This is a genomic window from Polaromonas vacuolata (assembly GCF_012584515.1).
GTDB lineage: Bacteria > Pseudomonadota > Gammaproteobacteria > Burkholderiales > Burkholderiaceae_C > Polaromonas > Polaromonas vacuolata.
The window spans coordinates 3,777,702-3,803,875 of the sequence record NZ_CP051461.1 but is presented as its reverse complement, the minus strand read 5'-3'; the positions used below and the strand labels follow the sequence as shown (position 1 = coordinate 3,803,875).

At 54.1% G+C, this 26,174-nt stretch carries 25 protein-coding genes and 1 pseudogene; 13 read left to right on the top strand and 13 right to left on the bottom strand.

The features are described from left to right. Positions 1-55 precede the first annotated feature (55 nt). Together gap and HC248_RS17295 are read left to right on the top strand one after the other, a co-directional pair. Positions 56-1,054 carry a type I glyceraldehyde-3-phosphate dehydrogenase gene (gene gap, locus HC248_RS17300; RefSeq protein WP_168923567.1) on the top strand — a complete coding sequence of 333 codons (999 nt, stop codon included), beginning with the start codon at positions 56-58 and terminating at the stop codon, positions 1,052-1,054. A 141-nt stretch (positions 1,055-1,195) separates the two neighbouring features. Further along, the gene (locus tag HC248_RS17295; protein ID WP_168923566.1) at positions 1,196-2,512 is read left to right on the top strand and encodes an Nramp family divalent metal transporter; all 1,317 of its coding nucleotides are present in this window, start codon (positions 1,196-1,198) and stop codon (positions 2,510-2,512) included. Positions 2,513-2,519: 7 nt separating this feature from the next. Here the strand turns inward: HC248_RS17295 and HC248_RS17290 are convergent, their stop codons facing one another. Then, on the bottom strand, positions 2,520-3,317 hold the full coding sequence (locus tag HC248_RS17290; protein ID WP_168923565.1) for a transglutaminase-like domain-containing protein: 798 nt from the start codon (positions 3,315-3,317) through the stop codon (positions 2,520-2,522). 250 nt (positions 3,318-3,567) lie between these two features. Between HC248_RS17290 and HC248_RS17910 the strand changes: the two genes are divergently transcribed. After that, on the top strand, positions 3,568-3,921 hold the full coding sequence (locus HC248_RS17910; RefSeq protein ID WP_337778955.1) for a hypothetical protein: 354 nt from the start codon (positions 3,568-3,570) through the stop codon (positions 3,919-3,921). 5 nt (positions 3,922-3,926) lie between these two features. Here HC248_RS17910 and HC248_RS18045 read toward each other — a convergent pair. Continuing rightward, positions 3,927-4,013 (bottom strand): annotated as a pseudogene (locus tag HC248_RS18045) (transglutaminase family protein); the annotation flags it as partial. A gap of 304 nt (positions 4,014-4,317) precedes the next feature. On the opposite strand from HC248_RS18045, the gene HC248_RS17280 reads away from it, so the two are divergent. Next, the gene (locus HC248_RS17280; RefSeq protein ID WP_168923563.1) at positions 4,318-5,526 is read left to right on the top strand and encodes an MFS transporter; all 1,209 of its coding nucleotides are present in this window, start codon (positions 4,318-4,320) and stop codon (positions 5,524-5,526) included. A gap of 100 nt (positions 5,527-5,626) precedes the next feature. Here the strand turns inward: HC248_RS17280 and HC248_RS17275 are convergent, their stop codons facing one another. From HC248_RS17275 to HC248_RS17250, 6 genes are all read right to left on the bottom strand, one after another. Continuing rightward, complete coding sequence (locus HC248_RS17275; protein WP_168923923.1) at positions 5,627-6,700, bottom strand: pirin family protein; 1,074 nt, start codon at positions 6,698-6,700, stop codon at positions 5,627-5,629. Positions 6,701-6,770: 70 nt separating this feature from the next. Further along, positions 6,771-7,961: an MFS transporter gene (locus tag HC248_RS17270; protein WP_168923922.1), complete on the bottom strand. Its 1,191-nt coding sequence runs from the start codon at positions 7,959-7,961 to the stop codon at positions 6,771-6,773. Between the two features lie 57 nt (positions 7,962-8,018). After that, positions 8,019-8,495 carry an FKBP-type peptidyl-prolyl cis-trans isomerase gene (locus tag HC248_RS17265; RefSeq protein WP_168923562.1) on the bottom strand — a complete coding sequence of 159 codons (477 nt, stop codon included), beginning with the start codon at positions 8,493-8,495 and terminating at the stop codon, positions 8,019-8,021. Positions 8,496-8,570: 75 nt separating this feature from the next. Further along, positions 8,571-9,227 (bottom strand): SPOR domain-containing protein, encoded by a 657-nt coding sequence (locus HC248_RS17260; RefSeq protein WP_168923561.1) that lies wholly within the window; start codon positions 9,225-9,227, stop codon positions 8,571-8,573. Beyond that, complete coding sequence (locus HC248_RS17255; RefSeq protein WP_168923560.1) at positions 9,221-10,099, bottom strand: biotin--[acetyl-CoA-carboxylase] ligase; 879 nt, start codon at positions 10,097-10,099, stop codon at positions 9,221-9,223. The genes HC248_RS17260 and HC248_RS17255 overlap by 7 nt, the downstream gene beginning before the upstream one ends. A gap of 3 nt (positions 10,100-10,102) precedes the next feature. Next, positions 10,103-10,642 (bottom strand): SET domain-containing protein, encoded by a 540-nt coding sequence (locus tag HC248_RS17250; RefSeq protein WP_168923921.1) that lies wholly within the window; start codon positions 10,640-10,642, stop codon positions 10,103-10,105. 317 nt (positions 10,643-10,959) lie between these two features. Between HC248_RS17250 and HC248_RS17245 the strand changes: the two genes are divergently transcribed. Further along, positions 10,960-13,980: a DNA topoisomerase III gene (locus tag HC248_RS17245; RefSeq protein WP_168923559.1), complete on the top strand. Its 3,021-nt coding sequence runs from the start codon at positions 10,960-10,962 to the stop codon at positions 13,978-13,980. A 61-nt stretch (positions 13,981-14,041) separates the two neighbouring features. On the opposite strand, the gene HC248_RS17240 is transcribed toward HC248_RS17245, so the two are convergent. The 4 genes from HC248_RS17240 to HC248_RS17225 form a co-directional block, all read right to left on the bottom strand. After that, positions 14,042-14,569 carry a GNAT family N-acetyltransferase gene (locus tag HC248_RS17240; RefSeq protein WP_168923558.1) on the bottom strand — a complete coding sequence of 176 codons (528 nt, stop codon included), beginning with the start codon at positions 14,567-14,569 and terminating at the stop codon, positions 14,042-14,044. Positions 14,570-14,630: 61 nt separating this feature from the next. Continuing rightward, a complete protein-coding gene (locus tag HC248_RS17235; protein WP_168923557.1) occupies positions 14,631-16,094 on the bottom strand; it encodes a sensor histidine kinase in 1,464 nt (487 codons plus the stop codon). A gap of 79 nt (positions 16,095-16,173) precedes the next feature. Beyond that, positions 16,174-16,848, bottom strand: a complete 675-nt coding sequence (locus HC248_RS17230) for a response regulator (protein WP_168923556.1) — start codon at positions 16,846-16,848, stop codon at positions 16,174-16,176. Positions 16,849-16,973: 125 nt separating this feature from the next. Continuing rightward, positions 16,974-17,474 (bottom strand): MarR family winged helix-turn-helix transcriptional regulator, encoded by a 501-nt coding sequence (locus HC248_RS17225; protein WP_168923555.1) that lies wholly within the window; start codon positions 17,472-17,474, stop codon positions 16,974-16,976. A gap of 166 nt (positions 17,475-17,640) precedes the next feature. Here HC248_RS17225 and recA point away from each other — a divergent pair, with 166 nt between their 5' ends. Then, on the top strand, positions 17,641-18,771 hold the full coding sequence (recA, locus tag HC248_RS17220) for a recombinase RecA (protein WP_168923554.1): 1,131 nt from the start codon (positions 17,641-17,643) through the stop codon (positions 18,769-18,771). 102 nt (positions 18,772-18,873) lie between these two features. Beyond that, entirely contained in the window at positions 18,874-19,314 is a 441-nt protein-coding gene (gene recX / locus HC248_RS17215) for a recombination regulator RecX (protein WP_168923920.1), read from the top strand. A gap of 247 nt (positions 19,315-19,561) precedes the next feature. On the opposite strand, the gene argC is transcribed toward recX, so the two are convergent. Beyond that, entirely contained in the window at positions 19,562-20,473 is a 912-nt protein-coding gene (gene argC / locus HC248_RS17210) for an N-acetyl-gamma-glutamyl-phosphate reductase (RefSeq protein ID WP_168923553.1), read from the bottom strand. Positions 20,474-20,756: 283 nt separating this feature from the next. On the opposite strand from argC, the gene sucC reads away from it, so the two are divergent. The 6 genes from sucC (at position 20,757) to HC248_RS17180 (ending at position 26,092) form a co-directional block, all read left to right on the top strand. After that, positions 20,757-21,929: an ADP-forming succinate--CoA ligase subunit beta gene (gene sucC / locus HC248_RS17205; RefSeq protein WP_168923552.1), complete on the top strand. Its 1,173-nt coding sequence runs from the start codon at positions 20,757-20,759 to the stop codon at positions 21,927-21,929. 32 nt (positions 21,930-21,961) lie between these two features. Next, positions 21,962-22,855, top strand: a complete 894-nt coding sequence (gene sucD, locus HC248_RS17200) for a succinate--CoA ligase subunit alpha (RefSeq protein ID WP_168923551.1) — start codon at positions 21,962-21,964, stop codon at positions 22,853-22,855. A gap of 182 nt (positions 22,856-23,037) precedes the next feature. Beyond that, positions 23,038-23,733: a TerC family protein gene (locus HC248_RS17195; RefSeq protein WP_168923550.1), complete on the top strand. Its 696-nt coding sequence runs from the start codon at positions 23,038-23,040 to the stop codon at positions 23,731-23,733. Positions 23,734-23,981: 248 nt separating this feature from the next. Beyond that, positions 23,982-24,767: a Stp1/IreP family PP2C-type Ser/Thr phosphatase gene (locus tag HC248_RS17190; protein WP_168923549.1), complete on the top strand. Its 786-nt coding sequence runs from the start codon at positions 23,982-23,984 to the stop codon at positions 24,765-24,767. Positions 24,768-24,805: 38 nt separating this feature from the next. Continuing rightward, a complete protein-coding gene (locus HC248_RS17185) occupies positions 24,806-25,435 on the top strand; it encodes an FHA domain-containing protein (RefSeq protein ID WP_168923548.1) in 630 nt (209 codons plus the stop codon). Positions 25,436-25,603: 168 nt separating this feature from the next. Beyond that, positions 25,604-26,092 carry a pilin gene (locus HC248_RS17180; protein WP_168923547.1) on the top strand — a complete coding sequence of 163 codons (489 nt, stop codon included), beginning with the start codon at positions 25,604-25,606 and terminating at the stop codon, positions 26,090-26,092. Positions 26,093-26,174: the final 82 nt, after the last annotated feature.

The following is a 26,174-nucleotide window of genomic DNA, read 5'->3' as shown; positions in this document are numbered from 1 at the left end:
GCGGATAAAACCGCACCAGGTATTTTTGAGTAGTAACTTTTCTGGAGAGAAAAAAATGACAATCAAAGTAGGCATCAATGGATTTGGTCGCATAGGCCGCAATGTTTTTCGCTCGGCTATTGCTAGCTTTGAAGACATTGAAATCGTTGGTATCAACGACTTGCTCGAGCCCGAATACCTGGCCTACATGCTGCAATACGATTCAGTCCATGGCCGTTTTAAAGGTGAGGTTTCTGTAGAAGGCAACACCTTGATCGTGAACGGTAAAAAAATCCGTTTGACGCAAGAGCGTGACCCTGCAAACTTGAAATGGAATGAAGTTGGCGCGGATGTCGTGATTGAATCAACCGGTTTATTTTTGGACAAAGCCGGTGCCGAAAAACACCTCACAGCAGGTGCGAAAAAAGTCATTATTTCTGCACCGTCCAAAGACGATACGCCGATGTTTGTGTTCGGTGTGAATGACCAGACCTACAAAGGTGAAGCCATCATCTCCAACGCCAGCTGCACCACCAACTGCTTAGCGCCAGTGGCCAAGGTGCTCAATGACAAATGGGGCATTAAGCGCGGCCTGATGACAACGGTGCATGCGGCAACTGCGACGCAAAAAACTGTTGACGGCCCTAGCAACAAAGACTGGCGCGGCGGTCGCGGTATTTTGGAAAATATTATTCCATCGTCAACGGGCGCTGCTAAAGCGGTCGGCATTGTGATTCCTGCGTTGAACAAAAAACTCACGGGCATGTCTTTCCGTGTGCCGACTTCTGATGTGTCAGTCGTCGATTTGACTTGCGAGCTAAACAGCGAAGCCAGCATGGATGAAATCCGCGCCGAGATGAAAGCGCAAAGCCAGGGCGCGCTCAAAGGTGTGCTCGGTTATACCGAAGACAAAGTCGTGGCAACAGATTTCCGGGGTGACACGCGGACCTCGATTTTTGATGCCGATGCCAGCATTGCACTGGACAGCACGTTTGTGAAAATCGTCGCTTGGTATGACAACGAATGGGGTTACTCCAACAAGTGTCTTGAGATGGTTCGCGTCGTTTCAAAGTAATATTTTTTAGCTAGTAAAACGCGTCCACTGGGCGCGTTTTTTTTTCGCCTTTACGCTCTCAGTTCATCTCTAGCGTCGACTATCGAGGGCATAGCCAAAACGAGTCTTTACAAGTCTTTCACACGACTACACTTGGCCACCATGTATAAGTTGCCCCGCACCGCCACAGCTCCGTTTTGTCCCTCTGAAGTCAAGGGTAGTATCAAGCTTGACCCCGGTCTGCCGCTGCACAAAAAGCTACTGCGTTTTGCCGGCCCTGGCTTGCTGGTCTCGGTGGGTTATATGGACCCGGGCAATTGGGCCACTGATATCGAGGCCGGTTCGCGGTTCGGCTACGGCCTGCTATTTGTTGTGTTGCTGGCAAGTATTGCGGCCATGCTGCTGCAAACACTCTGCGTGCGTCTTGGTCTGATTGTGCAAAAAGATTTGGCGCGTGCTTGCCGCGATCATTACTCGCCGCGCGTGAACCGTTTTTTATGGTTGGGTGCGGAGATCAGCATTATTGCCACCGACCTTGCTGAAGTACTGGGCAGCGCGTTGGCGCTACATCTTTTATTTGGCGTGTCTATCCCCGTTGGAATAGCCATCACGGCATTTGACACAATCTTGGTGCTCGGTCTGCAGGGCGCAGGTTTTCGCCGTGTAGAAGCCATCATGCTAGGCCTAATCGTGACAATTGCGGGTTGCTTCGTGGTGCAGCTGGCTATGTCTGAGCCTAACTGGTTAGGCGTGGCGATGGGTCTGGTGCCTAGCCTTGAGCGGCTACAGCAGCCGGGTGCGCTTTATCTGGCGATTGCTGTAGTGGGCGCCACTGTGATGCCACACAACCTTTATCTGCACTCATCGATTGTGCAGACGCGTCAAGTTCATCCTACCGATGCGGGCCGGCGCGAAGCGCTGCGCTTTGCAACGCTAGACACCATGGTCTGCCTGACATTGGCTTTTATGGTCAATGCGGCAATTATGATTTTGGCCGCTAGTGCTTTTAATAGCAGCGGCTACCGCGAAGTCAGCGACATCGCTGACGCACATCGCTTGATCGAACCGATTGTCGGCAGCGCGCTGGCCGCAAGCTTGTTTGCGATCGCGCTTTTAGCCTCTGGTCAGAGCTCGACTTTTACCGGCACTATCGCCGGTCAAATCGTGCTGGAAGGTTTTCTGGATCTGAAGATTCCCTGCTGGCAACGCCGCGTGATCACGCGCGCGCTGGCCTTGATTCCGGCTTATTTTGGTGTGCTTTGGTTCGGTGACAACGGCATAAGCAAGATGCTGGTGCTGAGTCAAGTGGTGCTGAGTTTTCAGCTGCCGTTTGCGATGTGGCCCTTGATTCAGTTCACCAGCAACAAGGCCATGATGGGCAAGTTTGTGAATGGACCTGTGACTAAGTTGGCGGCTTGGTCTTTGTTTGGTGTGATCACGGCGGCCAATTTTTGGCTGATTTACACCTTTGTGTTTTAAGCCCGCCTTAGAAGTTTTCGTCTTGGCTTTGCACACTCACCTGCATCTCGGTGAGTGTTAGCGGTAGCGGACCGTAGTCGGATAGAAAGGCGACGTCTGCTGCGTCGCGTCCATAGGCTAAAACAATTCGGCCGCCGCGTGGGTTGGGCTGCGTGGCGTCAAAGGTATACCAGCGCCCGCCAATAAAAGCTTCAAACCACGCGTGCAAATCCATAGGCTGCAATTCGTGCAAATAGCCCACTACTAGGCGCGCTGCAATGCCCAAACTGCGGCATAGTGCGATTCCCACATGGGCAAAGTCCCGGCATACGCCAGCGCCTTGGGCCAAGGTGTCTAGCGCATCAGTGCTGCCGCCACTCACGCCGTAGCAGTAGGCTAAGTTGTGGTGTATCCAAGTGCAGATGCTGTCTACTTGGGCGTAACCCGGCTGCGCCAAACCGACTATGGATTGCGCTCGCTCGGCCATTTTGTCTGAGGGGCAGTGGCGGCTTTGCAGCAAATAAAGCAGCACTTCGTCTGGCAACTGGTCGATTGGCATGCGCATGGCGCTGAAGTCCACCGCGATTTGCGCATCGGTTTGCATCAACACTTTGGTGCTGATGCGCATTTGCCCTTGCGGCACGACTAAGCGTTGGCACAGATTGCCATAACTGTCTATGTATTCTGTTGACGGTACCCAGGGCAGCAGTTCGAGGTGCTCGCTAATTAACCATTGGGCGTTTCCGCCGCGCGGTCTGAGCATGACGACGACAGGGCAGTCTGCGGCAGCGCTGAGCATTAAGGTGCAGTGGGCGATCAACTTCATCTGGCTTTGTGGTTTCGAGGTTTGGGTCAAACAAATAAAAAGAAGAAGAAAACAAAACCAGCGTTTGTGGTTGCGTGGCTTCAGAGAATTTAGCGGCTTGTGTTGCTTCATTCGCTTCAGTTGCATTAGCCGCTTTTAGCTGGCGTTTCACCGATGCGGCGAATAGCCCGTCGCTCACGGGCTCGCTTAAAGGCGTGTCAGCGCTGTGGGCCTAGCTACTATAAGCTGCGTTTTTGTTCAAAGGTTTTCAATGCATTCCAGCGCCACAGCGCCTGACCGCTCGGCTCAGGCCGCCGGTATTCCTTTCGCGCTGCTACTGCTGTTAGCTATTGGCGCTGGCTTGTCCGCCGCCTGTCTTTATTACAGTCAACCTATGTTGGGCGAGTTGGGCGCGCAGTTCAATGTCTCGCCATCGGCGATTGGCTTGGTGCCTACGTTGACCACGCTGGGTTACGCGCTAGGCATATCGTCGGGCAACTGGTCGATTGGCATACGCATGGCGCTGAAGTCCACCGCGATTTGTGCATCGGTTTGCATCAATACTTTGGTGCTGATGCGCATTTGCCCTTGCGGCACGACTAAGCGTTGGCACAGATTGCCATAACTGTCTATGTATTCTGTTGACGGTACCCAGGGCAGCAGTTCGAGGTGCTCGCTAATTAACCACTGGGCGTTTCCGCCGCGCGGTCTGAGCATGACGACGACTGGGCAGTCTGCGGCAGCGCTGAGCATTAAGGTGCAGTGGGCGATCAACTTCATCTGGCTTTGTGGTTTCGAGGTTTGGGTCAAACAAATAAAAAGAAGAAGAAAACAAAACCAGCGTTTGTGCTTGCGTGGCTTCAGAGAATTTAGCGGCTTGTGTTGCTTTAGTTGCTTTAGTCGCTTTTAGCTGGCGTTTCACCGATGCGGCGAATAGCCCGTCGCTCACGGGCTCGCTTAAAGGCGTGTCAGCGCTGTGGGCCTAGCTACTATAAGCTGCGATTTTGTTTAAAGGTTTTCAATGCATTCCAGCGCCACAGCGCCTGACCGCTCGGCTCAGGCCGCCGGTATTCCTTTCGCGCTGCTACTGCTGTTAGCTATTGGCGCTGGCTTGTCCGCCGCCTGTCTTTATTACAGCCAGCCTATGTTGGGCGAGCTGGGCGCGCAGTTCAATGTCTCGCCATCGGCGATTGGCTTGGTGCCTACGTTGACCACGCTGGGTTACGCGCTAGGCATATTATTTTTTGCCCCTCTGGGTGACCGTTATGACAGGCGCCGTATTATTTTGGGCAAGGCCGTGGCGCTGTGTGCGGCGCTGCTACTGGCGGCTACGGCGCAATCTTTGCTGGTGTTGCTATTGGCCAGTCTGGCCATTGGTTTAGCGGCAACGCTGGCACAAGACATAGTGCCGGCGGCCGCATCACTTGCTGCGCCGGCAGAGCGCGGCAAGATGGTGGGCACGGTGATGACTGGCTTGCTGCTGGGCATACTGCTGTCCCGCGTGATCAGCGGTCTCTGGGCCGAGCACCTAGGCTGGCGCAGCATGTTTGTGGCGGCGGCAGTCAGTATTGCGCTGTTGGGCTTGGTACTGTGGCGGCGTTTGCCGGCTTTTGCGCCTACTACCAGTCTTGGTTACGGCGCTTTGCTGGCCTCTTTGCTACATCTCTGGCGGCTGCATCCGACGCTGCGCCGCGCGACCGTGGCCCAAGGTTTACTCAGCTTGTCTTTTAGTGCTTTTTGGTCAACTCTAGCAGTGATGTTGCACAGCGCGCCGTTTCATCTGGGCAGCAGCGCTGCTGGCGCTTTTGGTTTGGCCGGTGCTGCTGGTGCTTTGGCCGCGCCGTTGGCTGGGCGTTTAGCGGACCGCAAGGGGCCAGAATTGGTGACGCGCCTAGGCGCAGTACTGGTGGCGATTGCTTTTGCGGCGATGGCCGTTGGCGGTAGCCAGTTGTGGCTAATTGCGCTCGGCGCTGTGCTGTTTGATTTAGGTATTCAAGCCGCTTTGATTGCGCATCAAAGCATTATTTACGGCATAGACCCTGCCGCACGCAGTCGGCTTAACGCCGTGCTGTTCGTCGGCATGTTTAGCGGTATGTCTGGCGGCGCTTGGCTAGGCAGTGTGGTGCTGGCTCAAGCCGGCTGGCGCGGAGTATGTGTGCTGGCAATGCTGGCTGCGTTGGGTGGCTTGGCTGTGCGGCTTTGGCCAGTGGGGTTAGCGCGTGGCAAGTAATGCGGCGAAAGATTTCTTGCCTTCATGCCAATAATCAGAGCCTAAGCAAGCCTTCAAGGCGTGCGCAACTTTTCGCCAACCCTATGAAAAAGACTGCGCTTTATTCTTGCGCACTGGGTTTTTCCTCGCGCCCATCCGGATGCCGCGCAAAGCGTGTTGCTTCGCGACCATGCACTGGCGCATAGGGGTCAAACGCCCAGCCACCAAACTGTGTGCGGCGGTAGTCACTCAAGGTCTGCACTATCTCGGCCTGCGTGTTCATCACAAATGGGCCGTGTTGCACTACTGGCTCGGCGATTGGCTGGCCTTGCAGGAGTAAAAATTCGGCTTCGTCGGATCCTGTGTTCTCTAGCATCACGTCTTGGTCAGCCTGCAGCTCGATTGCCGCGTGCTCTCGCTCTGGTTGTCCGTTTAGGCTAACGCTCTGACCTTTGAAGAAATATAGATTACGCACTGTGTCTTTAGCACTTGCAGCGGGCAGTGTCCAACTGGCGCCGGGCGCCATTTTGAGGGTCCAGATAGCCAAGTCTGAGTCAACTTCTGCGGCCCACGAATCAGGCGGTGGTGGCAGCGGATGCACACTTTTTTCTGCTGCTGTTGGATTGCCTACCGCTTGCAGTTTGCCGGCTACGACGACTACTTCGGTGACTCGCCCGTGTGCGTCCTTGGCAATCAAGCGCGGGATTTGCTGCGACCAGAGCATGGTGAAGTGCGGCTTGGCCATTTTGTTTTTCGCGGGCAGATTGAGCCAGACTTGAAACAGCTCGAGTGGGTTTGGCTGGGTTGTCTCCAGCAGGGGAAACATCTCCGCATGCACGATGCCGCTGCCGGCCGTTAGCCACTGCACATCGCCCTGACCAAAGCGTGCAATAGCGCCCAGCGAATCGCTGTGGTCTATCAAGCCCTTGCGCACCAGTGTGACGGTCTCAAACCCGCGGTGCGGGTGCGGCGGAAAGCCGGCTACTTTTTGGCCGTGGTACATGCTCCAGCCGTCTTTGCGACTAAAGTCTTGGCCGATATTGCGGCCGGCTAGCGAGGCATCTGGGCCCATCTCGGCATTGCCGGCTGGATAGGCATCGTCGTGGTAGGCGCAAAACAAAAATGGGTCCATGGTTGGCCAAGTGGGGCCCAGTGACTGGCGTGAAATGACTGGGTTGGTCTGGCTATCTAGCATGGCGGGGCTTTCTGTTTGGCTGGGTTGTTGGTTCAAGATCATTCTTACCTGACGCCAAAGCCGCGGTTTTTCAAGTTTTGTCTATGGGCTTGGGTAGCAGCGCAAAGCCCAGAGCACCTACGGCGAGTAATGCGGCAATGCTGGCCAGTACAGCGATATAGGGTTCGACGTTTTGGCTGATGGCTAGCGAGGCAATCGCGCCCGTGAGCCACTGCATGACCGCTACGCCTAAAAACATGGCCATGGTGAGCATGGCCATAGCGCGGCCGGTAATGGCTGACGAATAGGCGCTGCGCACATCGGCGTATTGCAGCACGATAAAACCGGAGAGTAAGCCAATGACAACCGGCACCAATATACCGACGAGTAGATTTTGCGTCACAGCGATTAGCGCAAAGAGTATGGAAACTAGCAAACTAAAGCCCAGTATCCAACGCCGACGTCGGCCTGCGCCGGGGTCTAACCAGCCAAACAGCGGTGAGCCAAGCAGTGACGCGAGCGACATCACCAACGCTACATGACCGCTTTGCACCAGTGAAAAGTCAAGCCGCTCAATTAGCATTGGCCCCAGCCAGAGGCCGCGCAAGGTAATGAAAGCGGCGTAGCTCACGCTCGCCAACATCACAATCCCCCACGTGTGAGGAATTAAGAATAAAGCGCCAAAGCCGCGCAAAGCCTGACCTAGTGTTTCCCGTGCAGGCTGACGCATTGCTGGATTGTCGTCTTCAGGCTCATGCACCAGCCACCAAATCAGTAGCCAAGACAGGGTTGCCAGCAGCGCCAGCAGCACAAAGCCGAGTCGCCAAGAGCTGACCTGCACCAGCCACGCCAGCGGCGTGCCCGTCAGCAGCATGCCGGTGCCGCCCAGACCCAGCGTGATGCCAGAGATGGCTGCGAAACGGCCGGCTGGGAAGTGTCGGGCGATGAAAACCGTGCAGACCAAAAAGGCTGGCGCGCAGCCAATCCCAATCAAAACTTGGCCCCAGATTAGCGCGCTATAGCTGCTAGCAAGGGCTGAGAGCAATGAGCCGGCTATGGCGATCGGAAAAGCCAGCAGCACGGTGCGCCGCACACCATGCAGATCTATGCCTATACCCATAAACAGTTGCATAGCACCAAACGCAAAGTGAAAAGTGCCAGCAAACAGACCAAGTGAGTGGGCGCTTAATTTGAATTCAGCGGCCAGTGGTGTGGCCATGATGGCCGCGACCGTGCGCCAAGCTTGGCTTAGCGCAAACGCAGTCGCCAGCGCTAACAGCATGGGCCAGACGGCTTGGCTGTGGCGGGCTGGCGTGGTGCTCAAGGGTGTGGCCGAGTTTTAGTGATGATGGCCGTGCACGCCGTGCACATGCTGGTGGGAGATTTCTTCCTCAGAGGCCAAGCGCACATCGGTAACCTTGAGGATAAAGCGCAATTCTTTGCCAGCCAGCGGGTGATTGCCGTCTAGCAGCACGGTGTCGCCCTTGATCTTCATGACATGAAACACCTGCATGCGGCCGTCTTCACTGTGACCTTCTAGCTGACCACCGACTTTGACGCCGGGTGGAAACTGGGTTTTTGGCAGGCTGCGCAGCAGACCTTCGTCGCGCAGGCCAAAGGCGTCTTCGGCTTTGAGTTGCAGGGTGACTGCGTAACCTGCGATTTGACCGTCCAGGGCTTCTTCAATTTTTGGCAATGTATTGCCGTAGCCGCCGTGCAGGTAAACCATAGGGCCGTCGCTTTCTTCTATCAGTTTGCCGTTGCTGTCGGCGACTCTAAACTGCAAGGTAACGGCGGTGTTTTTTTCAATTTTCATGCGGTGTGTTTCCGGGTGCGGCGCTCTCAAGCGCGAATCTTTGATCTTAGCAAGGCTGTTGGCGTGCTGGCTGGCCTAACGGCAAGCCTTTAGCGTTTTGCCGGCCAGTGGGAGTTTGAGTGTATCTAGTTGGGCTTGTAGCTGGGCGTCTACCGCAGCGAGTTTCAGTTTTTGACCGCTGCGTTCAGGCTGAGCCAGTATTACTTTAGCGGTATTGACGCCGCGTTTGGAGATGCGCTGTAGATCGGCCTCGGCACTGGCTTGGGAGTCAAAGCTGCCCAGTGAGAGGCCGGGTTCTAACTGCGCATTACTCACGGATTCCGCTTTAATGTTGAGCCGACGCAGCTCGGTTCTTTTCTTTGCCACGGTTTGCGCGCTGTCGTATTTGCCCATGTAGATGATCCAGCGCGCTGGCTCTGTGCTGGGCTCAATAAGCCAGCGTTCAGGCGCCACGCCGGCGTTCAGACTGGCGCGCAGGACGCCGGCTTCGGCCTCGCTAAACACGCCCGCTTCTAAGCACTGGCTGGCGTTTGAATGAGCGACGTTCTGCAGTAGTTGCGCTGCTTCGGCGGGCAGGAGAATGTGCAAAGTGTCGGGATCGATTTGTTGGCTTAGCCGTTGCGGTTCGGATTCAACCACAGGCGCAAAGCTGATATCTGCTAGAGAGCCTGAGCGCCACGCATAAAAAACCAAATTGGCCAACACCAGCAGGAGTAGCAAAGGCCTTAGCATGGCTGGCCCGGGGTACTCAGCGGTCTTATGCTGACCTCGGCGCTGCTGATCTCGCGCATGCCCGTGGCGCTGTGCAGCAGCAGCGCGCCGCTGTCGGTCACGCCGTGAGCCGTGCCCTCAGTGATTTGCTGACCTTCAAACAGTTGTACCGCAAGACCATTGAGCGCATCACGCCGCGCAAAGCGTGATTGAAACGGCGCAAAACCAAATTGCTCAAAAGCCTGCACCGCTTGAACCAGCGGCGCGAGCACGCGCAGCAAAGTCTGGGGCGCATCGAGCTCTGGAAACACGCTTTGTAGCGCGCCCGGCTTTAAGGCTGATGGCTGACCCGGCTGGGCGTCGGCAGGCACCAGTTCTAAGGCCCGAATATTGATGCCCACGCCGATCACGACATAGCGCAAGTTCTCCACGCTAGTGGTCTCTATCAAGATGCCGGCAAGTTTGCTTGGCGGCTTGGTCGCGCCCGCGTTTAGCCACAAATCATTCGGCCACTTCAGCTGTATGCGCGGCGGCTGCAGGCCTTGCAAAGGCTCTAAGCTGTCGGCCAGACTGACGCCAACGGCTAAGGACAAGCCAGACCAACTCACCGGTTGCAAAAGCAGTCCTAGCGAGAAAGTCAGGGTATCGCCGCGCCGGCTTTGCCAGCTGCGCCCGAGTCGGCCGCGGCCAGCGCTTTGCTGCTCGGCCACAAGCAGCGTCGCTTCTGGCCGTGGTGCAAGGCCAGGCCCGCCGCGAAAACGCCGCATCAATTCGCTATTGGTGGAATCTATTTGCGGCAGCACTTCGACGGTGAAGTCCGGCAAGCTGGGGTAGACCGCTTGCCAAATGCTTTCGGCGGGCCAGCGAATCGGCTTTAGTAGCTCTTGTATCATGGGCTAGGCCTTGGCTATGCCGTTGGATTTTGGTGTGGCCAGCGTTCTGCGCTTGCTCTTGGGGGCGAGCAATGTACCGCGGCAGTTTTGTGCGCCGCACCAGCAGGGGTAGTCGGCCAACAGTTTTGGCGTGTAGCGGGCATCTATGACCAAACCGTAGTCGTAGAAAAGCTCGTCACCGGCGCTGATATTGCGCAAGGCTTTGATGAAAATGCGGCCTTTTTGTTCATCGGCTTCGCAGTTGGGATCGCAGCTGTGGTTAATCCAGCGTGAGGAGTTACCGCCTTGTTTACCGTCGATGACATGGAGCTCATCGACATGAAAGTAAAACGTGTGATTGGGATTTTTGGGGTCATGCGGATGGCGCTCGAGTGCTTCGGACCAACTGATGACTTCGCCCAAATACTCAATCAGGCGCTCGCCTTCGGCTAAGTCTATTTCGGCAAATACGCCCTTGCCATGTACGCCGGAGCGGCGTGTCTGCAGCCTACGTCCGGCACTGACTGGCGCGGTGAAATTAGCGGCTGCGGTCTCGGCTGGCAAATTTGCGTAAGCCTGATTTTTATCCAAGGCGAAGTATCCCCTCAATTTTTTGGTATGGTTAATTAGTCTCTGAGCGAGCGCTGATGCAGCGTAACCCACCTATAAAGAGGTGATTGTAGTGAGGCCTCAAGCCTGCCATATGATTCACACGAATTCCTGATTCATACCGATTTTGGATTTATACAAATTCCGGGATTGGCAGACGGCTTGAGCCGCTCGCCATAAGCTTGTGGTGTACTCAGGCACATGTGCACAGCGGTATTGGCTGAAAACGGGAAGTTGTTTCCCGAAGATGTAGAAGGTTTGAAGAAGTATTTATGAAAACTCTGGTAATTGCAGAAAAACCATCGGTGGCGCAAGACATTGTTCGCGCCATCACGCCTTTTGCGGGCAAGTTCGAAAAGCACGACGAATATTTCGAGAGCGAAGAGTGGCTAGTCACGTCCGCAGTGGGTCACTTGGTCGAGATCCAAGCGCCGGAAGAGTTTGACGTCAAGCGCGGCAAATGGAGTTTTGCCAACCTGCCTGTCATACCGCCGTTTTTCGACTTAAAACCGATGGACAAGACGAAGACGCGGCTTAACGCCATTGTCAAGCTGAGCAAACGCAAAGACGTGGGCGCATTGGTTAACGCCTGCGATGCGGGCCGCGAGGGCGAGCTGATTTTTCGCCTGATCCAGCAGTACGCTAAATCCAAGCACCCGGTCAAGCGACTGTGGTTGCAGTCCATGACGCCAGCCGCGATTCGTGATGGTTTTGAGAGCCTGCGTAGCGAGCAACAAATGCAGGGGCTGGCCGACGCAGCGCGTTCGCGTTCAGAAGCGGACTGGTTAGTCGGCATTAATGGCACCCGTGCCATGACGGCATTTAACTCCCGCGATGGCGGGTTTTTTCTCACCACGGTGGGCCGGGTGCAGACGCCGACTTTGTCAGTAGTGGTTGAGCGCGAAGAAAAAATTCGTAAATTTATCAGCCGCAACTATTGGGAAGTGCAAGCCGTCTTTGAAGCCGAGGCCGGTCAGTATCCGGGCAAGTGGTTTGATCCAACGTGGACCAAAGCTGCGGCGCATGCCGCCGCCGCTTCCCGTATCAATAGCGCAGCGCCGCAAGATGGATTGGCCGCGCCAGAGTCTGACCCCGAACTTAAAAACGACCGCGTTTGGACTGCCGCACAAGCGCAAACTATTGCTGACGCGGTGCGCGGTAAACACGCCAGCGTCAGCGAAGAAAGCAAGCCGACAACGCAGGCACCGGGTCAGTTGTTTGACCTGACATCTTTGCAGCGCGAGGCCAATGGTAAGTTCGGTTTTTCCGCCAAAACGACACTCTCGATTGCGCAAAGTTTGTATGAGCGGCATAAGGCATTGACCTATCCGCGTACCGATTCGCGGGCCTTGCCGGAAGACTATTTACCGGTGGTTAAAAAGACGTTTGAAATGCTTGCTGGCAGTGATATGCGCCATCTCGCACCACATGCTTTGGTGGCCTTAAACAACGGCTATCTGCGCCAGAACAAACGCATTTTTGACAACGCCAAGGTCAGTGATCACTTTGCGATTATTCCCACGCTGCAAGCGCCTAGTGGCTTGAGCGATGTGGAACAAAAACTCTACGACTTGGTGGTGCGCCGCTTTATGGCGGTGTTTTTCCCGAGTGCTGAACACTTGGTGACCACGCGTATTTCGGTGGCCGCCGGCCACAGCTTTAAAACCGAGGGCAAGGTGTTGGTCAAGCCCGGCTGGTTGGCGATTTACGGTAAAGAAGTTCAAGACGAAAGCAGCGACGAAAAAGACAGCAAAACCTTGGTGCCAGTTAAACCCGGCGAGCAAGTTGCAGTTGACAGTGTTGACGCTAAAGGTCTTAAAACCCGACCACCCGCACGCTATAACGAAGCCACCTTACTCGCCGCCATGGTGGGTGCAGGTAAAACCATAGATGACGACGAATTGCGTCACGCAATGCAGGAAAAAGGCTTGGGCACGCCAGCTACCCGCGCGGCCACGATCGAGGGTTTGATTGCTGAGAAATATATGCTGCGCGACGGCCGTGATTTGATTCCCACTGCCAAAGCTTTTCAGCTCATGACGCTGCTGCGCGGCCTTGATGTGCAAGAACTCTCGAAGGCCGAATTAACCGGTGAGTGGGAATTCAAACTCTCACAAATGGAGCACGGAAAACTCAGCCGCGAAACCTTTATGGCCGAGATCGCCGCCATGACAGAGCGCATGGTGGCCAAGGCCAAGGGCTACGACAAAGACAGCATTCCGGGCGACTACGCCACGCTTGCAACGCCGTGTCCGAATTGCGCTGGCGTGGTCAAGGAAAACTATCGGCGCTACACCTGTGTCGGCCACAAGGGTGATGATGGCTGCGGTTTTTCGTTTGGCAAAACACCGGCGGGAAGAACGTTTGAAACCGTCGAGGTAGAGCAATTTTTACGCGATAAAAAGATCGGTCCACTTGAAGGTTTTAGATCTAAAGCCGGTTGGCCTTTCACCGCTGAGATGGTGATTAAGTTCGACGAAGAAACCAAAAACTACAAACTTGAATTTGATTTTGGCGATGACAAAAACGCCGAGTCAGGCGAGATTGTGGAGCTCGGTGAACAGCAAAGTTTGGGCAAATGTCCTATCTGCGGTTCAGCTGTTTTTGAACATGGTAAAAATTATATTTGTGAAAAATCCGTGCCGACCAATGCGCAGCCAACACCAAGCTGCACGTTTAAAACCGGACAGGTAATTTTGCAGCAACCGATTGAGCGCGAGCAAATGGTTAAGCTGCTGGAAACTGGTAAGACCGATTTGTTAGATAAGTTTGTTTCCATGCGCACGCGCCGCGCCTTCAAGGCTATGCTGTCTTGGGATGCTGTGGCGGTTAAAGTTAATTTTGAATTTGCGCCGTCTAAATTTCCGCCGCGTAAACCGGCATCCGCTAAAACCGGGCCGGCTACGATTAAAACGCCGTTTGGCAAAGTCGTTGCGGTTAAAACGGCTGGCGCGACTAAACCGGCAGCGAAAAAAGTAGCCGCAAAAAAAGTGGCTGTTAAAAAAGTCGCTGCGGTGAAAACTGCAAAACCCAAAGTGGCGCGCGTGGCGACGCCAGGCGCAGGTCTGACGCCAAGTTCGGCATTGGCGGCGGTGATTGGCCAAGAGCCGGTGGCGCGCACGCAAGTGATTAAAAAACTTTGGGATTACATCAAAGCAGAAAACCTGCAAGACGCGACGAATAAACGCGCCATCAATGCGGATGAGAAACTGCTGGCAGTGTTTGGTAAACCGCAGGTCACTATGTTTGAGTTAGCTGGAATTGTGGGCAAGCATTTGACTAAGCAGGAATAACCGGGCGCGAGGCGCGGCGCTGCGTATGCGCTGTAAAAGCGCTGCCTAACTGTTTGACGGCCTATTTGCTTAGGTCTAGAGACATATGTATTTTGTCAAAGCTTTGGCCATTAATGCGAATCGCATCTAACTCTGTGCCAAAGGCTTTGAAGCCGCATTTTTCATAGAGTGCCAGTGCTTTGTGATTGCTGCTGGTAACTGTCAGCAGCAGCCGCGCAAGAGCGCTTAGCTCGGCCTGCAGCACCACTGTTTTGACCAAGGCTTGGCCTATGCCTTGTCCGCTGTATTCGGGCGCTACATACATGCTCACCAGCGCGGCTTTGTGGCGATTTTTAAGCCGCGTCTCCGCGCTCATTCCGACCATGCCGACTATCTGCGCACCGACAAATCCGCCCCAGAGTTTTTCGTATTCGCTGGTTGCTAGTCGGGCTAATGTGGCACTCATGGGTTTGAGATTTTCTTCTTCAAAACTAGAGGTAAAAGCGGATGCGTTTTCGCGCAATGCGCGCAGCCTAAAGGCGCGGTAGTCGGCGGCATCGGTCACTTCTAGCGCGCGAATGCGGGTCTCTTTTATATCGATTTTTATCATTTATGAAATTGAAAATAGCTGCTGATTACGACGGCGCCCATCATGTCGCCCATCGCGTTGCCTAATACGTGCGTCGCATCCGCAAACCAATAAACCGCAGCGTAAAACGTGTGCCTGGCAGGCTGTTGTGGCCGCTGAGGTTGGCGTCCTCTACGCTGATGCTGGCGTCGTGTTGGTTGGCGATTTCTTGCACGATAGCAAGGCCTAAACCAGAACCATCAACGTTGGTGCCGAGCGCGCGGTAAAAGGGTTGAAACACCAGATCACGTTCAGACTCTGGAATCCCAGGGCCTGAGTCTTCGACGATGAGCATCAACACGCCGCCGTATTGGTCGGTCAGAATTTTCAACGTGATTTGACCGTTTTCTGGCGTGTAGTTAATCGCGTTATCTAAGAGGTTTCGCACCATCTCTTTGATCAAGGTGGGGTTAGCTTCTAGCTCTGTGGGTTGCTCGCCTGCAGCTGGGCCTTCGTAGCCGAGATCAATTCTTTTCTCCAATGCGCGTGGTACTGAGTCGGACATCACCTCGGCCGCCAGCTGCACCAGATCCACACGTTGCTTGGCCAAGTTGCGACCCGTGCTTTCGGCCCTTGCCAAGGCCAGTAGTTGGTTCACGGTATGGGTGGCGCGTACGCTGGCTTGGCCGATTTGTTTGAGTGACTTTTTGAGCTCGTCCGCATCGGTTTCGCGTTGCGCCATGTCGGCCTGCATACGCAGGCCTGCGAGTGGTGTTTTGAGCTGATGTGCGGCATCGGCCAGAAAGCGTTTTTGGGTGTTGAGCGAGATTTTTAAACGGCTGAGTAAATCGTTAACCGATGAGACCAGTGGCGCGACTTCTTCGGGCACCTCCGTGTCGTCAAGTGGGCTCATGTCGTCGGACTTTCGCGCGCGTATGCGTCTTTCCAATTCGGCCAGCGGCTTAATGCCGCGCACCAATGCCAGCCAAACCAGTAGCACGGCTAGCGGCAGCGTTACGAACTGCGGCACCATAGTGCCTTTGACGATTTCGGTGGCCAGTGTTTTGCGTTTGCCTAGCGTTTCAGCGACTTGTACCAGCACTAATGCAGTGTTGCTGTCGGCAGCTGCGGAGTCGATCAGATCGCGCTTAAGCCATGCATAGGCGACACGCACGGGCACGCCCTGAATGTTGTCCTCGCGCAGCAGCACTTCGCCATCCACTATCTTGTCGTCAAGCGGTGGACTCGCTAGATCACGCTCGCCGCTGATGTATTGACCGTTCTGGCCCAGCACTTGGTAGTAAATCTGGTCAGAGTCGTCGGCATGCATTACTTCGCGTGCGGGTGTGGTCAGATTAAATTGCAGTTGACCGTTTTTGACTATGACTAGCTTTGCCAAAACCTGTACGTCGTTCTCAAGCGCTCTATCAAAAGGCTTGCCGGCGATGTTTTGCGCCACCAACCAAGTCAGCGCCATGCTGATGGGCCAAAGCAGCAATAAGGGCGTGAGCATCCAATCCAAAATCTCGCCAAATAAGCTACGCCGCTCGCGTTGGAAAAGTCTCATAGCTTGTTATTTACCGTCTTGTGCGCAGCGTGGCTGGTGCAGGTTTGCGTGGGCGTTGAGAACGCCATGGCGTGAATCATTAACCGGGAATTTTCTCAAGGCAATAACCTAAACCGCGAACAGTTGCAATGCGTATCGGGCCTTTTTCAATCTTTTTACGGAGCCGGTGAATGTAGACTTCGATCGCGTTGTTGCTGACCTCCTCGCCCCATTCGCACAGGCGCTCGACCAACTGATCTTTGCTAACTAAACGGCCAGCGCGCTGTAGCAGCACCTCGAGTAAGCCCAGTTCACGTGCTGAGAGTTCTAGCATTTGTCCGTCTATGGTGGCGACGCGGCCAGCTTGGTCATACACCAGTGGGCCGTGCTTGATGGTGCTGCTTGCGCCGCCCATGCCGCGGCGAATCAGCGCGCGCACTCTGGCTTCGAGTTCTTGCAGTGAAAAGGGCTTGGCCATGTAGTCGTCAGCGCCGTAGTCCAGGCCTTTGACGCGCTCTTCTACGCTGTCGGCGGCCGTGAGAATGAGCACCGGTAACGCTGAGCCGCGCGCCCGCAAGCGCTTGAGCACTTCGAGTCCGTGCATGCGCGGCAGTCCTAGATCGAGGATTAATAAATCAAACTCAGTATTCGTCAGCAAAGCGGCATCAGCCTCGGTGCCACTAGCGACATGGTCGACGGCTGCACCAGACGCACGCAGAGTACGCAACAAGCCATCGGCTAGAACTTGGTCATCTTCGGCAATCAAAATTCGCATGTTTGTCCTCCGTGAACCGACCCCACTGTGCTGGTGCTGGCTGGCGTGTTGATATATTTACTTACAAATTTTAGGCTATTGTTCAGTCGCGCTATTTTGACGCTTTTCTTCGGTGGTTTTTAAAACTAATCTTGCGCACCCGCATAGGCCTCCAGACCGAGAGCTACCACGGTGGCTACGTCTTGACCAACCGCTTGGCGAAACTCCTCCTCGGCTTGTTCCACTGCCCGCTGGAAGGCCTTTAGCCAGAGCTGACCGGTGTCGGTAAAACGCACTTGGCGCGCCCGCTTGTCGTGCGGATCATTCTCGCGTGTTACCAAGCCCCAGGCTTCGCATTGATCGACCAGTTCAGCCATGGCTTGTTTGCTCATGCCGGCACTCGCCGCTAAATCGGTTAGCCGCGAGCCTGTCACCGCCAGATGTCGGGTGATGTGTATATGGGCCGCCCCGACTTGGTTGCGCGCGGCTAAATTGGCCAGCGCCAACGGCACCTCTACATTGCGTGCCATCAGCCACAGGACGCGCTCGTCAAAACGGCGCATGGACTGACCCAGCAGACGGCCTAAATGCGTGAGACGCCAACTGTCACCCGGGTGTGTTGTCGGACTGGTTATAGAAGTTTGCATGGCTTCATGGTAGCAAAATATAGACAGGTAAACTGACTAAAAATAGGGTTTACTTATTGGTATGTCAGCCATAAAGTACTGGTTATGTATCCAGCATGTTGTTAACGCCAGTAACGTCAAACAAATGCTCAACTTTTTAAATTATTGACCTACCCAGGAGTTTTTTATGGACTTGCCAAATAAAGCCAACCCCGCCTTGAACACAGAAAAAGCCAAGGCCTTGCAGGCCGCATTGGCACAGATTGAGAAACAGTTTGGCAAGGGCACCATCATGAAGTTGGGTGCTGGAGAGGTGATCGAAGACATTCAAGTTGTCTCCACCGGCTCCCTAGGCCTAGACATCGCACTCGGTGTTGGCGGCTTGCCGCGCGGCCGGGTGGTCGAAATCTACGGCCCTGAGTCCTCGGGTAAAACGACATTGACTTTGCAAGTGATTGCCGAGATGCAAAAGCTGGGCGGCACCTGTGCTTTTGTCGATGCCGAGCATGCTCTGGACATTCAGTACGCGCAAAAGCTAGGCGTTAATCTGCAAGAGTTGCTGATCAGTCAGCCCGATACCGGTGAGCAAGCGCTGGAAATCGTTGATGCTTTGACTCGCTCCGGCGCAGTTGACTTGATCGTGATTGACTCGGTCGCCGCGCTCACGCCCAAGGCCGAACTCGAAGGTGAGATGGGTGACTCGTTGCCCGGTCTGCAGGCTAGATTGATGAGCCAGGCGCTGCGTAAACTCACTGCGACCATCAAAAAAGCCAATTGCATGGTGATTTTTATCAATCAAATTCGCATGAAAATTGGTGTCATGTTTGGCTCACCCGAGACGACGACAGGCGGCAACGCGCTGAAGTTTTACGCGTCGGTACGCTTAGACATACGCCGCATTGGTTCGATCAAAAAGGGCGAAGAAATCATAGGCAACGAGACGCGTGTCAAAGTGGTCAAAAACAAGGTTGCCTCACCTTTTAAAACGGCGGAGTTTGACATTCTTTACGGTGAAGGCATTAGCCGCTTGGGCGAAGTGTTAGACCTAGGCGTGGCTGGCCATATTGTTGAAAAAGCCGGTGCTTGGTATGCCTACAACGGTGAAAAAATCGGCCAAGGGCGGGACAATTCGCGTGAATTTCTCAAGGAAAATCCAGCGTTGGCGATGGAAATCGAAAACAAGGTGCGTGAGTCACTCGGCATTCCTTTGATACAGCCGGGCCAAGGCGGTGCGGATAAGTCTGCGGATAAGCCAGCTAAAGCCGAGAAAGCAGAAAAAGCCGAGAAGATAGACAAGGCGCCCAAGGCTGCGGCTTGACACCAAGGCTTTGCGGAGTGAGTGATGTTTAAGCCATCCGACGACGCCGTTCGCAGCAGTGCGGCGCGGACTCACTCGGACAAGCCGCGCAGCAAATCCGGCATGACGCTGTCACTCAAGGGTCGAGCCCTGCGTTACCTCAGCGCCAGAGAGCATTCGCGCAGCGAGCTTGAACGCAAGCTGGCGCCGCATGAAGAATCGCCAGGCCAGCTAGCCCAAGTGCTAGACGATTTGCAGGCCAAGGACTTCATCAGCGAGCAACGCGTGGCCGACTCGGTTGTACACCGTAAGGCAGCGCGTTTTGGCGCCGCAAGACTGCGTTACGAGTTGCAGTCCAAGGGACTGGGCGCTCAAGTGGTGACGGATGCGGTAGATGCGCTCAAGGCCAGTGAATTCGAGCGGGCCAGCCTGATCTGGCGCAAGAAGTTTGCAGTCCCCGGCATTGACGGCGCAGCGCGCGCCAAACAAGCGAGGTTTTTGGCCGGGCGCGGTTTTAGCGGGGATGTGATTCGGCGCGTGATTGCGCGGCTAGAAGAAGACTGAAAAGTAAGCTGAATTAGGCTTAAACAGCCAAGAGAAGATGTGAAAAGTAGGCCGATCCAAGCTTGCGAGAGTTGCGGTATTAACGGTTGATGCGGGTTTGCCAGCCCGCAATTACCGGTATCTTGTTAGCTATGCTTGGGTTGGCAATACTCAGACTCGATTACTCGATTACTCGATTACTCGATTACTCGATTACTCGATTACTCGATTACCCGTTAGCGACTGGCGCCGTATGAACTCGTATAGTTCAAAGCCCCAGCATTAATCTAAGATTTTGCACCGCTGCACCCGAGGCGCCTTTGCCTAAGTTGTCCAGCCGTGCAATCAGCACCGCGTGGCGATATTTTTCATTGCCAAAGACGCGTAGTTCCATTTTGTTGCTGTCATTTAAAGCCAGCGCGTCAAGTTTGCCGGACTCTGGCGCATCTTCTACTGACACCCATGGGCTGTCCGCATAGTGTTGGCTAAGCGCTTCTTTGATACGCGCCGCTGTTGGCTTACCGGGCATTAAATCTAAATGCAGCGGCAGTTGCACCAACATACCTTGCATGAAGTTGCCGACGGCTGGCGTGAAAACAGGACGCCGGCTTAAACCCGTGTGGCGCATGATTTCTGGCAGGTGCTTGTGCTCAAGGCTAAGGCCGTAGATTTCGTAAAGCGGCGCGTCTCCCGCTTGGTAGGCTTCAATCATCTGGCGACCACCGCCGGAGTAGCCGCTCACAGCTGGCAAGGCCAGCGCTGCATCCGCGTCAAGCAGACCGGCGTCTATTAGCGGCCTGATGAGTGCGATGGCGCCGGTGGCATAGCAGCCCGGGTTGCCAACGCGCTCGGCGTCAGCGACTAGCGCGGCGTGAGTGCGGCTTAGTTCGGGAAAGCCGTAGACCCAACCAGGGGCTGTGCGGTGTGCCGTTGAGGCATCAATAATCTTGGGTTTTTTGCCGCTTAAGCTGTCAATCATGGCCACCGATTCGCGCGCAGCGTCGTCGTGCAGACAGAGTATGACCAGATCGGCTTGTGCCATTAAATCCAGTTTAGCGGCTGCGTTTTTGCGCAACTCAGGCGTGATGCTGAGCAGCGTGATTTGCGGCATGGCCTGCAAACGCTCTAGGATTTGCAAGCCAGTGGTACCGGCTTCGCCGTCAATGAAAATCTTTGGCATATGGGTTCTGGGCTCTCGGTTAAACAAGGCGGGCGCAAAGCCTTGCTTGGCAGTGATTAGTTTCAGGCATTTTCTTAAATAAGTAGCGCATTAATAGGCTTGAAAACCTGCGTAAGTTTAAGAAAAGTTTTGTGCAATGCACCATGATACAGTTCTCCCTTGCTATCCCCGTCAACGCTAACACAGCGTTTTGAGTCGGCGTTAGAGGCTAAAAGTGTCTTGACCGCCCCCCCATGAAGCTTTGTTGCAGACCCCCTCTTTATTGAATTCTGAAGGTTTTTTCATGAAAATTCACGAGTATCAGGGCAAGGAAATCTTGCGTAGTTTCGATGTGCCAGTGCCACGCGGCATTCCGGCATTCACAGTGCAAGAAGCGGTAGAAGCCGCACAAAAACTCGGCGGTCCAGTCTGGGTAGTTAAAGCTCAGATTCACGCTGGCGGTCGCGGCAAAGGCGGCGGCGTTAAGCTCGCTCGCAGTGTCGAAGAAGTTCGTGCACTGGCCACCGAAATCCTCGGCATGCAGCTGGTCACACACCAGACCGATGCGGCTGGCCAAAAGGTTCGCCGCCTCTTGATCGAAGAAGGCGCGGACATCAAAAAAGAATATTACGTTTCGGCCGTGACCGACCGCGCAACTCAGCGCGTCGCTCTGATGGCGTCGTCAGAAGGCGGTATGGACATCGAAGAAGTTGCCCACGCAACGCCGGAGAAAATCATCAAGGTTTTCGTCGATCCAGCTGTGGGTCTGACCGATGCGCAAGCCAAGGAACTGGCCGACGGCATGACCGTACCGGCCGCCTCTACTGCCGAGTGCATTGATGTGCTCAAAAAGCTTTACAAAGTCTATATGGACACGGATGCCTCGCTGGTCGAGATCAATCCGTTAGTGCTTGAAGGCAATGGTCATATCAAAGCATTGGACGCTAAGTTCAACTTTGACCCCAATGCACTGTTTCGCCACCCCGAGTTAGTCGCTTACCGCGACTTGGACGAAGAAGACCAAGCTGAAATCGAAGCCAGCAAGTTCGACCTGGCCTACATCAGCTTAGACGGCAATATCGGCTGCTTGGTCAATGGTGCAGGCCTGGCTATGGCGACTATGGACACTATCAAATTGTTTGGCGGCGAGCCGGCTAACTTCTTGGATGTGGGCGGCGGCGCAACTGCAGAAAAAGTCACAGAAGCCTTCAAGATCATGCTCAAAAATCCAGAAGTCAAGGGTATTTTGGTCAACATCTTTGGCGGCATCATGAAGTGCGACACCATTGCCGGCGGCGTGATTGCAGCTTGTAAAGCCGTCAATCTGTCGGTGCCTTTGGTGGTGCGCATGAAGGGCACTAACGAAGACTTGGGCAAGAAAATGCTGGCTGACTCCGGTCTGCCCATTATTGCGGCCAACACCATGGCAGAAGCAGCACAAGCTGCTGTTAAAGCCGTCAGCACTGCAAAAGCCTAACGCCAGCATAGCCAATAGCGAAAGAACACATCATGTCGATTTACATCAATAAAGACACCAAAGTCATCACGCAAGGCATTACTGGCAAGACCGGTCAATTCCACACCCGCATGTGCCGTGAGTACGCCAATGGAAAGGCCGCATTCGTGGCTGGCGTGAACCCGAAAAAGGCCGGTGAAGATTTCGAAGGCATACCAATTTTTGCTAACGTGTCTGAAGCCGCATCGGCCACGGGCGCCACGGTATCGGTCATTTACGTGCCACCAGCTGGTGCGGCTGCGGCTATATGGGAAGCTGTAGAAGCTAACCTCGACCTGGCCATTTGCATCACTGAAGGCATACCGGTTCGCGACATGCTGGAAATTCGCAACCGCATGAAGGCCAAGGAAGCTGCTGGCGGCAAACGCACGCTGCTGCTCGGCCCTAACTGCCCGGGCCTGATCACGCCAGACGAACTCAAGATCGGCATCATGCCCGGCCATATTCACCGCAAGGGCCGTATCGGTGTGGTTAGCCGCTCCGGCACGCTGACTTATGAAGCGGTTGCGCAGTTGACCGAAATCGGCTTGGGTCAGTCCAGCGCCGTCGGCATTGGTGGCGACCCAATCAATGGTTTGAAGCATATCGATGTGATGCGCGCTTTCAACGATGATCCGGATACCGACGCTGTCATCATGATTGGTGAAATCGGCGGACCCGATGAAGCTGAAGCGGCCGAGTGGTGCAAGCTCCACATGAAAAAACCTATCGTTGGTTTTATCGCTGGCGTTACCGCTCCAGCAGGTAAGCGCATGGGCCATGCCGGTGCGCTGATTTCTGGTGGCGCAGACACGGCGGATGCCAAGTTGGCCATCATGGAAGCTTGCGGTTTTACCGTCACGCGTAATCCGTCCGAGATGGCTAAGTTGCTCAAGGCGTTACTTTAAGCGTCGGCAATTTCGGCAGGCTTTAGGACGTGAATTGAAAATCGGCTGGGATTGCATCTTGGTCGCTTAATTGTGTAAGCAGTATTACCAATGCAATACGCGCCAAGCCCGGGCTAGACTGAAAGAACTTTGAAAGAAAGCGCCTGTTGGCGCTTTCTTTCGTTTCCTCTATCGGAGCTGCCATGATTTTCGGACTTGATCTTTCTTCAGCGCAGGTGTGGAGCGCCTTTGGCTCTATAGTACTGGCCAATATCGTGCTGTCAGGCGACAACGCCGTGGTGATTGCGATGGCTGCACGCACGCTAGAGCACAAGCAGCGCGGCCAAGCCATTTTCTGGGGCACTGCTGCGGCCATAGTGATGCGCATTGTGCTGACTGTTGTAGCGATTGAGTTGCTCTCCTTGCCCTACCTCAAAGCAGGCGGTGCGGTGCTACTTGTCTACATTGGTGTTGACCTGCTCAAGGGCGGAAATGAGGCCAGTGAAGGCGGTCATATGGTCAGCAGCATGCTGGTCGCGATTCGGACTATTTTGGTCGCTGATCTGATCATGAGTCTAGACAATGTGCTGGCCGTCGCTGCCGCCGCAAACGGTAATTTACCGCTACTCATTTTGGGCTTGCTGGTGAGTATTCCGCTGATCATTTTCGGCGCAACTTTTTTGACCAAGGTGATGGAGCGCTTTCCCGTCATCATCACCGTCGGTGCCGCGATGCTGGGTTTTTTGGCTGGCGAGATGCTGCTCACCGATCCCGCTATCAGCGCGCAATTTGGCGTGATCAGTCAGCAAGTGGTGATTTTTGCCGGCGTACTGGGCGCGCTGCTAGTGACTGGGCTGGGCAGTATTCTTAATCGGCGCAGCAACGCTACTTTGGATTAATACTATTGCAGTCGGTATTCGGTTGGGTAGGCGACTAGTAGCGAAAGCGTAGATTTTTCAACTCCGAAATGACAAGCTTTGGGGATTTTTTCGTGACACAAGTGCTTTAGCTTTTAGCCCTTTTGCGCGGACTTGCCTGATAGACTCGCTCAGATAAGTGGAGCCGTTCGTGCGTAAGTCCGACTTCTTCAATGTCGCCAACTGTGGCGCTCGAGCCCAAGAGCTGCTGCGACTTAAGTTGCAAAAAAATGAATTATGAGTTCTTCAGTCAAACCGATCCAGGACTGATTCGAAGCAATAACGAAGACGTGGTCTGCTTTGATGTGTCAACGCGTTTGTGCATACTTGCCGACGGCATGGGAGGCTATAACGCAGGTGAAGTTGCCAGTGCTATGGCGGCGACCTTTATTAACGCTGAGATGGGTCGCTGGCTCACACAAACTGGGCTAAATCCGTTGCCCAAAGGCGTTAGGCGGGCGATGGAAATCTGCGTTGAAAATGCCAATCATTCGATTTATAACGCCGGCAATTCCAATCCTCAGTACACCGGCATGGGCACTACTTTGGTAGTTGGTGTGTTTCATAACGACTGCTTAACGCTAGGCCATATCGGTGACTCGCGTTGTTACCGCTTGCGCGGCGATGCGCTGGTGCAAATCACTAAAGACCATTCCCTGTTGCAAGAGCAAATTGATGCTGGGCTGATCACGCCAGAGGCGGCGTTGACTTCTAGCAACCGTAACTTGGTGACGCGTGCTTTGGGGGTTGAAGATGGTGTGGCGCTAGAGATTCACGAGCACCGTGTGGAGTCTGGTGATCTGTATTTGATGTGTTCCGACGGACTCTCAGATATGGTGCGCGATGAAGTGATTTCCGAGATCATGCAAGGCTTTGAATCATTAGAGCAAAAAGCTTGGCGCTTGACTTCGGCGGCCAACACCAGCGGCGGGCGCGATAACATTTCTGTGTTGCTGGTACTGGCCAGTCAAGCGCTTGAAAAACGCAGTTTTTTGTCCCGTATGCTGGGCAAATAAATACAGCCTGACAGAGCAAAATTAAACAGGAGTCGGCCATGCCGAAAATAATCGTCTCTAAAGATGGTGTCGTCATCAATGAAGTCCAATTGACGAAGAGCCGAACCTCCCTAGGTAGGCGACCTTATAACGACATAGTGATCGATAATCTTGCCGTCAGCGGCGAGCATGCGTTGGTGCAAATAAGCGGCGAAGATGTGTTCTTAGAAGATTTAAATAGCACCAACGGCAGCTGCGTGAATGGCAAGGTTGTGAAAAGGCAGCTTTTACAAAACAAGGACGTAATTGAAATTGGTAACTTCAAGATCGAGTACCTAAGCGAGCCCGAAAATAGCAGCGTTGGAAGTCGGCACGCCAGCGAGTCAGATACAGCCACGCGCATCACAGCCCCGCATTCAGTGGCCAGTTTTAATGCCTCTATCAAGGTCCTGTCTGGTGTGGCAGCGGATCGCGAAATCGTTCTGGTTAAGGTCGTCACAACGATAGGCAAGCCTGGCCAAGCGGTAGCGACTATTACCAAGCGAGCGCAAGGCTTTGTGTTGGTGCATGTGGACGGTCAAGAGCGACCCTTGCTCAACGGTTTGCCGATTGGCGATGATGCAGCGTTACTCAAAAACGGCGATATGTTGATGCTCGCTGGTACTGCGATGCAGTTTGTTCAGGACTAAGACGTCTCGTTCCGTAACATATTGGCGACCATTTTCTTTTTTTATACTAAAAACGTCACATATTGAAGCGAAAATCGGGCTAGACTGTAATCGGCATTCGTCTTTTATCTGGTCGCGATTTGCTGTGACAAAAAGCGGATATCTGTCCTTACTTTTTTGGAGTTCTTTATGAAACGTCAACTACAACAGGGTTTTACCCTTATCGAATTGATGATCGTCGTGGCGATTATTGGTATTTTGGCTGCTGTGGCACTGCCGGCGTATCAGGATTACACGGTCAAGGCTAAGGTGTCTGAAGTGATTCTCGCTGGCTCTACTTGCCGAACCTCAATTACTGAGACTGTGCAAACTGCTACCGTACTTCCCTTAGCTGCAGCAGTAAACGCTTGGGGCTGTGAATCGGCATCCCCAACTACTAGGTTCGTTGCATCGGTTACGACTGTTGGAACTGGAGTTGTTACTGTATTAACTCAAAATCTTGGAGGAACTGCTGTTGGCAGCATTCAATTGCAGCCATGCAGTAATGCGACTGCTACAACTTTCGCAACATGTAACGCTATAGTTGCCGGTACACCCATTCAAATGTGGGTGTGTGGACCTACTGCGGCGGCTGGCTTACCTGCTAAATTTTTACCAGGTTCGTGCAGAACAGTTTAAAAAATATTTTTAATATAAAAAGCGGCCTTGGCCGCTTTTTTCGTTAATGCGCACATCGTCTTTAATAATTATTCTCACCAGT